Source organism: Shewanella sp. A22 (assembly GCF_053850585.1).
This window is the reverse complement of the sequence record NZ_JBSQBN010000135.1, coordinates 1-12353: the sequence shown is the minus strand read 5'-3', so window position 1 is coordinate 12353 and position 12353 is coordinate 1. Positions and strand designations below refer to the sequence as shown.

Below are 12353 nucleotides of genomic sequence, written 5' to 3'. Positions count from 1 at the left end.
TTCAAAGTCCTTTATGCTTCGTTAGATGCTTTCAAAATAGAATCACTATTCGCTTCAATCATCTGCCTTGCCTACAGCACTTTGAACTCCCGCTGAAAGATCACATATTTAATAGGATTGGTATTAAACAACCTTTTGTCTTACTTAAGTCAATTTTAAATAGGTAAGAGGTTACCAAAAAAATCATCATTCATTTTGCCTTACGTGTAAACATAACGCTTGGTCAACACGACTAGAACCTATTGTTCATTTTTATCCCTATTATCGCAAGTTAACACCAATTATACCTTTGAGTTCTAATATATAAACTTTTCAAATATATCGGTTGCGTAATGCATCAAAGTCCATTAGAATTTTCTTATAGACCTTTAAATGGACCATCAGTATGTCTCGATTATCCAACGCATTACTTTTCAGCATTATTTTTGTCACATTGACGGCTCCCCGTATTACGCAAGCTTATGATATAAAAACATTAAAACTTGTAAACTCTCAGCAACCTCAAACCCGAGTCTATGATGCAAAAATTGAAGCGATTAAAGCGGCAACCGTTTCTGCACAAACTTCTGGGCGGATCATTAATATTCATTTTGATGCCAATGACCTCGTACCACAAGGTGCTGCATTATTAGAAATAACCAATAAAGAACAAGGTGCGGGATTAGCAGGAGCGGAAGCTGAACTCGCTAAAGCTAAAGCGCTGAACAACGAAGCACAAGCACAATACCTTCGCTATCAAACATTGTTTCCTAAAGGCGCTATTTCACAAGGCGCCATGGATGAAGCTACAGCCAAAGCTAAATCCAGTAAACAAGCTGTTAGCGCCGCGCAAGCCCTGTTAATAAAAGCCAAAGAAAGTGTAAATTACACGGTTGTCAGCGCCCCTTTTAGTGGTCGAGTAACTCAACGTTTCGTTGAGTTGGGTGAAACAATATCCTATGGCCAAGCTTTATTCTCGGGTTACGACACTCAGCACCTTAGGGCGGTATTCAATGTCCCTCAACAAGATGTCGCACAGTTGCAACAACAAGGAAAAGTGACCGTACAACTCTTTAATGGTGATAGGATCACATCAAATGATATTCAAGTATTTCAATTTGCCGATCCACTTACACACCAACATCAGGTTCGGGTTAATCTTGATGCCAGCAAGCAAGAAAACGTCGTCGTAGGCCAATGGGCCAAAATCATAAATAACACCGCCAATAAGCCAAGCTTAATAATCCCATTATCGGCCATACATCAAGTTAGTGACTTAACGTCTGTATATCGCAAAAATGCAGATAAAATAGCGCTTAATCAAGTGCGTATAGGCCGAATTGACCATCAAAATAACACTGCTGAAGTGTTATCAGGCCTGATGGAAGGTGATGAAATAGTTATTGATGCTGGGCATTATTTGATTATGTCCTCAGCAACAAAAGCTCAGGAGTAACCCTAATGACAACGCCTAACGGTTCAATGAAACTCGGTATCTCCGGCTCAATTGCAAAAGCATTTCAACTTAATGCCATTACGCCATTGTTGGCAATTTTAGGCTTACTACTAGGCCTGTTTGCGGTAATTATCACGCCCAAAGAAGAAGAACCACAAATTGATGTTACATTTGCAGATGTGTTTATTCCCTACCCTGGCGCCACCCCTACTGAAGTTGAAAATCAGGTTACTTTGCCCGCCGAACGTATAATTTCTGAAATAAAAGGCATCGATACTCTTTACTCTTTTTCACAGCCTGATGGCGCGCTTATTATCGCTATTTTTGACGTTGGTGTTCCACGTGATGAAGCCGTGGTTAATTTGTATAATCAGTTATATTCAAATAGTGATAAATTTAATCATGCAGCAGGTATTGGCGAGCCATTAATCAAACCTAGAGGGATTGATGATGTACCAATTGTCGGGTTAACGCTCTGGTCACAAGATCCTAACATGACAGCTGAACAACTCACCTTAGTTGCATCTGGTCTCGAGACCGAACTAAAACGAATACAGGGCACTCGCGAGATTTATAGCCAAGGCGAACATGAACTGGTATTAAATGTACGCATTGATCCTGTCAAAATGAACAGTTTCGGGGTTATGTTTAGCGATATCAGCGCCGCATTACGAGACAATAACCAAGTGTCGACACTTGGTTCAATGACACAATTTAATCAAGAAATTAAGTTACAAACAGGGCAGTTTTTACAAACGCCTGATGATGTTAGTAATCTATTAATTAAAGTAAATCAATCAGAAACCACAGCAGGGAAAACTTCGCCCCCTCAAGCGGTATACTTATCAGATATCGCTAAAGTCAGCTTAAAAAGTGATATTCCTAAACAACATGTCTGGCATGTCACCGACAAGGGAACCTACCCAGCCATAACAATTGCTATTGGAAAACAAGCAGGGCAAAACGCCGTCGACATAGCCAATTTAGTGTTGGCCAAAATTGATGCTGTGGACAATGTCTTAATCCCTGACAATGTCAATATTGCCATCTCTCGCAACTACGGAAAAACGGCTGGAGATAAGTCTAACACCCTTATTTTTAAACTAATTTTTGCTACGTCAGCCGTTGTGCTCTTGGTCTTTTTTACTATGGGGTTTCGAGAGTCGGCTGTCGTTGGTGTTGCCATTATTATAACCTTAGCGATTACGTTGTTTGCATCTTGGGCTTGGGGCTTTACGTTAAATCGTATTTCATTGTTCGCACTTATTTTTTCTATTGGCATCTTGGTCGATGATGCCATCGTGGTGGTAGAAAATATTCATCGACACATGGCAATGAGTAATAAGCCTATTAGCGAACTGATCCCCCACGCCGTTGATGAAGTTGGTGGACCGACAATATTAGCCACATTTACCGTTATTGCCGCTTTATTACCCATGGCATTTGTATCAGGGCTTATGGGCCCATATATGAGCCCAATCCCCATTAATGCCAGCATGGGAATGATTATTTCGTTATTAATCGCCTTTATTATGACGCCTTGGTTAAGTAATCACCTACTTAAGCCTCACAAGAAAACTCACCATGTGAACAAGGCCTCTCATGATACTGGTGTCGCAATAGAAGAAGACAATCGATTAACACGTCTTTTTACACGGATTATGAGTCCTTTTTTAATTGGTGATCATGCACCAAAAGCTCGAAAAGGCTTGGCTTTAGGGATTATTTTATTGATAGCCTTTGCTACCGCCTTACCAGTGATGCAAGCTGTTGTACTAAAAATGCTGCCTTTTGATAATAAATCTGAGTTTCAAGTGATGGTCGACATGCCTGAAGGCACGCCAGTAGAACAAACTCAAAGAGTGTTGCAAGACCTGAGTCAATATCTTACTGCTATAGAAGAAATTGAGCATTTACAATTATATGCAGGCACTCATGCCCCAATGAACTTTAACGGTTTAGTGCGGCATTATTTTTTACGTAGCAGCCAAGAACTGGGGGAGATTCAAGTCAACCTGGTGGATAAAAAACATCGAGACAGAGACAGCCATACCATAGCTTCGTCAGTCCGCGAGCCATTACAAAAAATTGGTCTACGTTATCAAGCAAATATAAAAATTGTTGAGGTGCCACCAGGGCCACCAGTTTGGTCTCCCATTGTCGCCGAGGTTTATGCACCTAACACCGAGTTACGCGAACAAGCCGCCAATGACTTATTACAGCGTTTCAAAGATACTGAACACGTTGTTGATATGGATATTTATTTACCCGCACAACAACAAAAATGGCAAATCATTATTGACCGTAATAAAGCCCGTTTATTGGGCATCTCATATGCCAGTATTGTCGATACTATTAGCACTGCCGTAGATGGTAAGGATGTCAATTATTTACATCAAGAACAGTTAACTCAACCGACACCAATAAGGCTCCAGCTTGATGAAGCCGCCAAAATTAACCTACAACAAGTGTTGTTATTACGTTTAACAAGTCAATCTGGAGCTTCTATACCACTGTCAGAGCTAGTGGCTGTTAGCTTACAAACCATTAACGCCCCGATTATACATAAAAATATGGTACCGATGATTATGGTCATAGCCGATATGGCAGGGCCAACAGGCAGTCCACTCTATGGAATGTTCGATATGGTGAGCCAGATAAACCACCAAAATGAACAAACTGATTCAAGTTATCCGATACAGCAAAATTTAGTTAATCAACCAAATGGATTATCTGACGTGTCTATTTTATGGGATGGTGAATGGAAAATAACCTATGAAACGTTCCGCGATATGGGGATTGCTTATGCCGTTGGTATGATAGCGATTTATTTACTTGTAGTAGGACAGTTTAAATCTTATACCGTGCCGTTAATTATCATGGCACCCATTCCCTTAACCATCATAGGTGTTATGCCGGGCCATGCTTTATTGGGTGCTCAATTCACTGCCCCATCAATGATAGGCATGATAGCGCTGGCTGGAATTATTGTTCGAAACTCAATTTTACTGGTTGATTTCATTAATCAACAAACCGCGGCAGGCATCCCCTTAGAACAAGCGGTTATTCACTCTGGAGCGGTAAGGGCAAAACCAATAATGTTAACCGCATTAGCAGCAATAATTGGAGCATTATTTATTATAGACGACCCCATTTTTAACGGATTGGCCATCAGCTTAATTTTTGGGATTTTTATCTCAACCATTCTAACCTTGGTGGTTATTCCTGTGCTGTATTTTTCAGTAATGAAACAAAAACACGTGACTACCACAAAGTAACCACATTATTGATATTGTGAGCATCACCCAAATAAGGAGTTAAACATGTCATTAGAAAGAAGTATTATAGCCTTTGGTGGCTTTATGGTTTTATTATCGGTTGTGTTAACAGCATTGGTCAGTCCATATTTTGTCTGGCTAACGGTATTTGTAGGAGCTAACCTATTTCAAAGTGCATTTACCGGTTTTTGCCCAGCTGCAATGGTGATGAAAAAAATGGGCGTCAGAACTGCAGCTGAAATAGCCTTAAGTAAATAAACAACAAGGACATGATTGTGTTAAAAAAATCTATTTCAAGATCGACTAATCACTTGTGGGCATTGTTCGCCTTATTGGCGGTCTCTTTTATGCCCCCCTCCCAAGCGGCACAACAAGACCCAAATGTTGCTTGGCAAAAAATAGAGCGTCAGGTGATGGTCATCGATGTTCGCACTGCAGAGGAATTCGCTGCTGGGCACATTAATGGCGCAATTAATATTCCATTCGATCAAATAGTGCCAGAACTTACAAAGTTGAACTTAACAAAAGATACCGACCTTGTTTTATATTGCCGCAGCGGCCGTCGAAGCGGAATAGCGCAAAATGCATTAGTTAAGCAAGGATATAGTAAAACTTATAATGCTGGCGGTTTTGACACGTTAATGTCGTATAGATAATCTCGAAAAATCAAATAGGGCTTGGCTAACTTGCGTGGTTAACAGGCCCTAATCAATAATAAAAACCACAAAATACTCACTTTTTAACCCCATCATTTAAAAATGTAAATTTATTCGCTTAACAATAACGCTACTTTTAAGGCGTAAACTATTATTTCCACAGAAATTAGTTATTTATTAATTAGCAAAACCAATTTTCATTATTCATTTTACCAATAATCTGATTTTTCAATAAATCAACAAAGTCTTTATAAAGTAATTGTTTCCACAAAATCCAAAGAAATATAAATTCACAAAAACAATATATTTATTCAAAAAATAAATCACCCTTCTTGTCACCTTAAAATAAATATTTAACATTTTATTTACATAAGCCAGAATTATGGTTACCTTTTAAACAGATGAGCAAAATAAGCTTATCGTTAAAACATAATTACAAAAGACATTAAGTCACTCTCAGTAACATGGAAGATAATATGAAAAAGCATAAAAAACCCATTGTCGTGCTTAGCATGACAGCACTCGCTTTGGCCATTTCAACTCAAGTCAATGCAGCTCCAACGCCCTTGCAACTTTCTGCAACCAACCAACAAATTGAACAACAATCACCCTTACCTAAACGTTATATCGTTAAATTCAAAAATGACAATGCAGCTCAGACACTTAATAGTAGTGCTGCGATGCAAGGCCTGAATACAGAAACAGACAGCAACAGCATGGCTTACGAGCCTCGCACAAATGAAGTGTTTACTCAGTTTCGGGCTTTAAACAGTGTCAAAGCACGAGAGATGAAGCGTGTCGGTCGTAGTAATAGCTATTCTGTAAAGCTCGATTCGCCTTCAATTAAAGAGTTGCGTTTGCGTCAAGACGTTGAGTATGTTGAAGAAGATTTACCTAGAAGATTGCTTGCAGAAACAACTCCTTGGGGGCAAACGTATGTAGGTGCCACTGTACTAAGTGATAACCAAACAGGCAATCGTACTATCTGTATTATTGACTCTGGTTACGACCGTAGCCACAACGATTTAAATGGCAATAATGTAACTGGTACCAATAATTCTGGTACAGGTAATTGGTATCAACCAGGTAACAATAATGCCCATGGCACTCATGTTGCTGGCACCATTGCCGCCATTGCCAATAACGAAGGTGTTGTTGGAGTTATGCCTAACCAAAATGCCAATATTCATGTTGTCAAAGTATTTAATGAGGCTGGGTGGGGTTACTCATCATCCTTAGTAGCGGCTATCGATACTTGTGTTAGCGCTGGTGGTGCAAATGTAGTCACTATGAGCTTAGGTGGCAGTGGCTCTACGACAACCGAACGAAATGCATTAAACTCTCATTATAATAATGGAGTATTACTCATTGCAGCCGCTGGTAATTCTGGTGATAGTAGTTATAGCTATCCTGCATCTTATGATAGCGTTATGTCGGTTGCAGCTGTAGACAGTAATCTTGATCATGCCGCTTTTTCACAGTATACAGACCAAGTAGAAATTTCAGGTCCCGGAGAAGCTATCTTATCAACGGTTACCGTTGGTGAAGGTCGTTTAGCCGATATCACTATTGGTGGTCAGTCATACTTTAACAATGGCCTAGTACCACATAATCGTTTAACACCATCTGGTAGCAACTATACTGCCGCACCCATTAACGCAAGTGCTACTGGCACATTGGCAGAATGTACTGTTAATGGCACAAGTTTTAATTGCGCTAATATGAACAACAAAATCTGTTTAGTTGAACGAGTGGGTAACCAAGGGACAAGCTATCCAGAAATTAATGCAACAAAAGCCTGTAAGGATGCAGGGGCTGCAGGGATAATTGTTTATAGTAATAGCGCGTTACCAGGCTTGCAAAACCCTTTCCTTGTTGATGCAAATAGTGACATTACCGTTCCCTCCGTTTCTGTAGATCGTGCAACGGGTCTGGCACTTAAAGCTCAAATTGGTCAGTCGGCCACGGTGAGCAACCAAGGCAACCAAGATTATGAGTATTACAATGGTACTTCAATGGCAACGCCACATGTTTCAGGTGTAGCAACATTAGTATGGAGTTATCATCCTGAATGTAGTGCCAGCCAAGTACGTAATGCACTAAATGCAACCGCAGATGATTTAAGTGTTGCTGGTCGCGACAACCAAACAGGTTACGGCATGGTTAATGCTACTGCGGCAAAAGCTTACCTTGATGAATCATGTAATGGTCCTACGGATCCGGGTAATGGTTCAGGTGACAGTGTACTTGAAAACGGTGTCGCTAAAACGGGTCTAGCTGGCGCAAAAAATGATGAGTTATATTTCTCGCTAGATGTACCAGCAAACGCAACGAATTTAAGTTTCACCATGAGCGGTGGTACTGGCGATGCTGATTTATATGTACAGTATGGCGCTTCACCGACCAACAGCAGTTATGATTGCCGTCCATGGGAAAATGGTAATGCAGAATCTTGCCCTATCACTACGGTTCAATCTGGTACTTATTATGTGATGGTACAAGGTTATAGTGCATTTAGTGGTGTCAGTTTAGTTGCTAATTACACTGCTGGTAGCACAGGTGGGGGTAATACAGGCGGCCCAGCAAGCTACACGAACACCGATAACTATACGATTCCTGATAATAACACCAGCGGCATTAGCAGCCCAATTACCGTTAGCCGCACTGGCGATTCAGGGACTGTCTCCGTTTCAATCGGGATTGTTCATACTTATATTGGTGATTTAACCATCCAGTTAGTTAGCCCTACAGGTCAAACTGTTGTGCTACACAATAATACTGGTGGCGGAACCGATAACTTAACGCAGACTTATACGGCTAATATGGCAGGTGTTGAGTCTAGTGGTATATGGACATTAAAAGCAGTAGATAATGCAAGCCAAGACACTGGGTATATCGATACTTGGAGTTTAAGCTTCCAATAATATTCTTGTTTTTAATATAAAAATAGCCACATTATGTGGCTATTTTTATGAGCCATTAATGATTGAATGAAGCTTAGAAGTGAGGTTGTAATGTTTGTAAAACTGCTGGCTGTTGATTTTTCTTTATGACTTCAAATATTGAAGCAAAAGAGTTTGGCGTACTGACATCTACAGCCAATTTTAATCGTCTGGCAATATCATTGGCCGACAATACACCACGAATAGTATGATGCTTTCGGTCTAATACCAAGCAATGCTGCTGTCCTGCGGATTGTAATGTTTCAATAACATCCCCAATACGAGCATAACTTAAATCTTCAAAATCAATCGCTTTAAGCTCTTCTTTAGGGATCATAAAATCGGTAACCGTTAGCTGATCACGCTGATGCCCCGCAGCTACACGTTTCAATATTTCTTGATTATACAAAGACTCAAAACTGATTAAACCAATAAACTGCTCTTTGTCATCAATGACCAATTTTAGACGGACATGGGATTTTTGCATTAAGTGCTCAACGTTAACAGCCGATGTGCTGGACTCGATAACCATTGGCGTCACTTTCTTAAAATCGGTAAATACATTTAGCGCTGAAGATAATACTGAGATGTCTTCATGGGCTTCTGGTGAAGTAAGTTCATCAATTTTTTCTACTGGGTATAGGGCTAATTTTTTCACAATAACTTCCTCAATCAATTATTAGTAAAAACATGATATTTATTAATTGGTTATAAATTAATACAATGCTTACTAGATAATTTGATTATCTGCCTGTGTTTTTATTAGTACAAGTCCCATTAAATTAAACTTAATTCACCTTTGCTAAATTAAGGTTAAATTCAGATAACTGTGTATCTAAATAGTGTAATAATTGACTAGCCCAACATCCCTCATTTTAATGTCTCTGGCTCTATTAATACACTATGGTTTGCATCGGACAACCACACTTGCCCCTCACTTATACTGACTTGCAATGACATATTACGATTAACAAACACGTCCATTTGTTTCACCGCATCTTCAGGCAAATTAATGACGCTTAAATTATCATAGCGAGTAAAGGCTTGATTATTTTGTTGCCACCAAATAGGCACACTTCGTCCACCATAGGTATAAAGAATAACGTGTTTTGAACGACCACAAGCTTTCCTTAGCCACTTTTCATCAGCCTGACCAAACTCAACCCAGAGATCAATTTCACCACTTAAACTTTTGTCCCAAAGCTCTGCTTCGTCATCGACACACAAACCTTTACTAAAAGCTAAGCTATCAGATGCATTTATGGCAAAAGCAAGTAAACGCACCATCATACGCGTATCCGTTTCAGAGGGATGTTGCGCTAAGGTAAACTGGTGATCAGCATAATAGTGACGGTCGATGTCTGCAATTTGCAGTGAGACTTTAAAAACGGTTGCTTTAGCAGCCATAGAAAATTCCAGAAAATATAAAAAACCGAGTCTACTACAAAGTAGACTCGGCATAATAGAATATACTGCTAAATGACTTAAATCGTGCCGGGGCGTAAATGTTTTGCCATAGGGAAATATTCACTAAACTGAGTGATTCGATCTATAGAGGACACTATTAAGATTCGACTACCATGTGCATATTGAGAAGCAATATCGCTTAACAATGGCACTATTTCTCGGCTTGCATCACGCCTCAATAATTCATTCATTTCACTGTCAAGCGGACTATCACTGTAAATAACGTCCAATTTTTGTAATAAAGGCATTGCAGCAATGGGAAGTAAATGGGCCGGCGTATCATTCGTTAATAAAATAATGTCGCCTTTTACACTAAAATCCTGAAATGCATCATGGTATCTCTGCTCAGTTAACCCATCAAACTTATCTTGATTAGTGGTAAAAAATCGCTCCCAAAACAATCGTCTATCTTTTCCTGCAAGCAATTTATGTTGCACTTCTTCGCGTTTACTAGCAACAAAATCAAACAAAGGGGCTAACGATGACGGCAGCATGGTCTCGAGACGAGAACGAATGGTTCGAGCAAAAACAGGCGCAGCACCCGCAGTGCTTATTGCAATAACTAACCGGCCTCGGTCTACAATTGAAGGCGTGATAAATCGACAGAATTTAGGATTATCAACCACATTAACCCAAATACCACGTTCAGTGGCTAATTGTGCATATTCCATATTTATCCGCTCATCCGCAGTGGCAAGATAAATAATATCGACATTAGCAATATCATCACGGTGCACACCACGGTGAGATAATTGTATTCGACCTTGTTGATGATAATTTTCAATATCATTGGCAACAACGGGTGCTATAACATGTATATACGCATCAGTTCTCGTTAATAAGTCCAATTTACGCGTGGCAACATCACCGGCACCAACCAGCAACACCTTAAGACCTTGAGTATCTACAAATAATGGAAAATATTGCATTAATTAACTCAATCTTCAATTACAGGAAATTGGTGTTGTATCCACGCGCGATAACCACCAACCATTGAGGCAACCTGTGTGTAACCCATAAGCTGTAAATTATGAGCAGATAAAGCCGACCGCTGCCCTGCTCCACAATAAAGCAGTAATGGAGTATCTTTGTTCGGGAAACGATGTTCAATGTCGCGCTCTATAATGCCACGGCTCATATGTTTTGCATTGGGTAAATGCCCTTGAAGCCATTCATTATCTTCACGTACGTCAATTAATTGCCATTGTTCTTGTTGCTGATATTGTTCAATGGTGACTAAAGTGACATTTGGCATAACAGAATCGACCAATTTGGCGAAAGCTGGGGATGCTTGCATAACGTGTCCTTAAATTGGGTAATATCACTCGTAAGTGATAAATGAGTCATACGCCTTAAAACCCAAAGTGGGTTAAGAAAAAACAGTTTATACATAGCGTTATTCGTTATGCATTTCACTTTTTTGTGAGCTACATTGCCAACACAACTCAAAACTTCCTTCGTTAATTTCATGGCATTGAACACATTGCCATTGTGGTTGTTTTATATCGAGTGCATCAAGTATAGTTTGAGCAGCTGTTAGTTGACTGTCAGTAACCCATAACTCAACTGTTTGCATCTCAATAGGTAAACCACCCACACCACCAATGAGTGCTTCGCCCTTAAGATCAACATCTATTCCACTCGTTTCAAGTAAGCCTTTCCATGTATGAGCCTGTAATAAATTACCACCAACCAATAAAACTTTTCGTTGTTCCATGCGTTATCCTAGGTCATTGCTCTTGCTGGCAAATTTGTTTCATCCTACTGCCTAAGCCAAAATCTGTCGAGTATTGTTTCTAAATTGGACATTTGTCGTAAACAATGATTAGCTTAATTTTACACAAACTATCTTGTTACATTCAAAAATATTATTTCTAGGACTCTATATGACGAAAATTGTGTTAAAGGGTGTTTTTCAGATCACCGCTTGGAATGAATCTGCTTATGCTGAACATAACAATAACAGTAAGCAAACCATCGCAGAAATTACCCAAACGTATTCTGGTGATATCAGTGGGTCTTCCGTCATTCGTTATGTCATGTCATATCAAAAAGGGGATGCGGCAGTATTTGTCGGAATGGAGCACTTAACGGTAAGCACACCAGAAATAACTGGCACCATAGTATTACAACATAATGGAGTGTTTTCACAAGGTATAGCAAAAAGCCAATTCAACGTAATCACTGACTCGGGTACCAATAACCTGCAGCAATTTATTGGCTACGGTGAGTTTACATCGACCGAAAACGGCCAAGCTGATTACACCATTACCTTACAAAATGACTAAGATAACCATTTCTCGTTTACATACAGCTATAGGCACTTTTAGAGTAGAGGGCTACCAGGCTTCTGCGGCTTTCGTTTGTACCCGTGTCGACATTCTAGGTTGTGATGGCTGGGAAACCTTAATCATTGATCCGCAAACGCAGTGGTACAAAACGTTAGTGATACCAATTATGATTAAAATGTGATCTAATCAAAGTATCACCTCTTATTAATCTTTATGTATGACTTCTCTTACTGATAAAGAAATACTTAACCTCTCCAAACAAGAAAAAAATGCGAATAAAAAAA

11 protein-coding genes are annotated in these 12353 nt (G+C 39.7%); 6 read left to right on the top strand and 5 right to left on the bottom strand.

All coding sequences use genetic code 11. The features are described from left to right. Nucleotides 1-385 precede the first annotated feature (385 nt). The 5 genes from ACWXWT_RS17820 to ACWXWT_RS17800 all read left to right on the top strand — a co-directional run bounded on the left by ACWXWT_RS17820 (nucleotide 386) and on the right by ACWXWT_RS17800 (nucleotide 8293). Nucleotides 386-1435: an efflux RND transporter periplasmic adaptor subunit gene (locus ACWXWT_RS17820; RefSeq protein ID WP_456042921.1), complete on the top strand. Its 1050-nt coding sequence runs from the start codon at nucleotides 386-388 to the stop codon at nucleotides 1433-1435. Between the two features lie 5 nt (nucleotides 1436-1440). After that, nucleotides 1441-4713 carry an efflux RND transporter permease subunit gene (locus tag ACWXWT_RS17815; protein ID WP_456042920.1) on the top strand — a complete coding sequence of 1091 codons (3273 nt, stop codon included), beginning with the start codon at nucleotides 1441-1443 and terminating at the stop codon, nucleotides 4711-4713. 45 nt (nucleotides 4714-4758) lie between these two features. Continuing rightward, entirely contained in the window at nucleotides 4759-4971 is a 213-nt protein-coding gene (locus tag ACWXWT_RS17810) for a YgaP family membrane protein (RefSeq protein WP_456042919.1), read from the top strand. Between the two features lie 17 nt (nucleotides 4972-4988). Continuing rightward, on the top strand, nucleotides 4989-5369 hold the full coding sequence (locus ACWXWT_RS17805) for a rhodanese-like domain-containing protein (protein WP_456042918.1): 381 nt from the start codon (nucleotides 4989-4991) through the stop codon (nucleotides 5367-5369). Nucleotides 5370-5845: 476 nt separating this feature from the next. Beyond that, nucleotides 5846-8293, top strand: a complete 2448-nt coding sequence (locus ACWXWT_RS17800) for a S8 family serine peptidase (protein ID WP_456042916.1) — start codon at nucleotides 5846-5848, stop codon at nucleotides 8291-8293. Between the two features lie 73 nt (nucleotides 8294-8366). Here ACWXWT_RS17800 and ACWXWT_RS17795 read toward each other — a convergent pair whose 3' ends face one another. The 5 genes from ACWXWT_RS17795 to ACWXWT_RS17775 all read right to left on the bottom strand — a co-directional run bounded on the left by ACWXWT_RS17795 (nucleotide 8367) and on the right by ACWXWT_RS17775 (nucleotide 11495). Continuing rightward, entirely contained in the window at nucleotides 8367-8969 is a 603-nt protein-coding gene (locus ACWXWT_RS17795) for a CBS domain-containing protein (RefSeq protein WP_456042915.1), read from the bottom strand. Between the two features lie 212 nt (nucleotides 8970-9181). Next, nucleotides 9182-9718, bottom strand: a complete 537-nt coding sequence (locus ACWXWT_RS17790; RefSeq protein ID WP_456042914.1) for a YaeQ family protein — start codon at nucleotides 9716-9718, stop codon at nucleotides 9182-9184. A 77-nt stretch (nucleotides 9719-9795) separates the two neighbouring features. Beyond that, nucleotides 9796-10707: a precorrin-2 dehydrogenase/sirohydrochlorin ferrochelatase family protein gene (locus tag ACWXWT_RS17785; protein WP_456042913.1), complete on the bottom strand. Its 912-nt coding sequence runs from the start codon at nucleotides 10705-10707 to the stop codon at nucleotides 9796-9798. 8 nt (nucleotides 10708-10715) lie between these two features. Then, nucleotides 10716-11075 (bottom strand): rhodanese-like domain-containing protein, encoded by a 360-nt coding sequence (locus tag ACWXWT_RS17780; RefSeq protein WP_456042912.1) that lies wholly within the window; start codon nucleotides 11073-11075, stop codon nucleotides 10716-10718. Nucleotides 11076-11174: 99 nt separating this feature from the next. Then, complete coding sequence (locus ACWXWT_RS17775; protein ID WP_456042911.1) at nucleotides 11175-11495, bottom strand: putative signal transducing protein; 321 nt, start codon at nucleotides 11493-11495, stop codon at nucleotides 11175-11177. A 169-nt stretch (nucleotides 11496-11664) separates the two neighbouring features. Here ACWXWT_RS17775 and ACWXWT_RS17770 point away from each other — a divergent pair, with 169 nt between their 5' ends. Then, complete coding sequence (locus tag ACWXWT_RS17770; RefSeq protein WP_456042910.1) at nucleotides 11665-12066, top strand: DUF3224 domain-containing protein; 402 nt, start codon at nucleotides 11665-11667, stop codon at nucleotides 12064-12066. The last annotated feature ends 287 nt before the right edge of the window (nucleotides 12067-12353 follow it).

Bases quoted from the DNA above. Each gene is read 5' to 3' on its own strand.
- ACWXWT_RS17810 (WP_456042919.1), top strand. From the start codon at position 4,759: ATGTCATTAGAAAGAAGTATTATAGCCTTTGGTGGCTTTATGGTTTTA.
- ACWXWT_RS17800 (WP_456042916.1), top strand. From the start codon at position 5,846: ATGAAAAAGCATAAAAAACCCATTGTCGTGCTTAGCATGACAGCACTC.
- ACWXWT_RS17780 (WP_456042912.1), bottom strand. From the start codon at position 11,075: ATGCAAGCATCCCCAGCTTTCGCCAAATTGGTCGATTCTGTTATGCCA.
- ACWXWT_RS17815 (WP_456042920.1), top strand. From the start codon at position 1,441: ATGACAACGCCTAACGGTTCAATGAAACTCGGTATCTCCGGCTCAATT.
- ACWXWT_RS17820 (WP_456042921.1), top strand. From the start codon at position 386: ATGTCTCGATTATCCAACGCATTACTTTTCAGCATTATTTTTGTCACA.
- ACWXWT_RS17775 (WP_456042911.1), bottom strand. From the start codon at position 11,495: ATGGAACAACGAAAAGTTTTATTGGTTGGTGGTAATTTATTACAGGCT.
- ACWXWT_RS17790 (WP_456042914.1), bottom strand. From the start codon at position 9,718: ATGGCTGCTAAAGCAACCGTTTTTAAAGTCTCACTGCAAATTGCAGAC.
- ACWXWT_RS17785 (WP_456042913.1), bottom strand. From the start codon at position 10,707: ATGCAATATTTTCCATTATTTGTAGATACTCAAGGTCTTAAGGTGTTG.
- ACWXWT_RS17770 (WP_456042910.1), top strand. From the start codon at position 11,665: ATGACGAAAATTGTGTTAAAGGGTGTTTTTCAGATCACCGCTTGGAAT.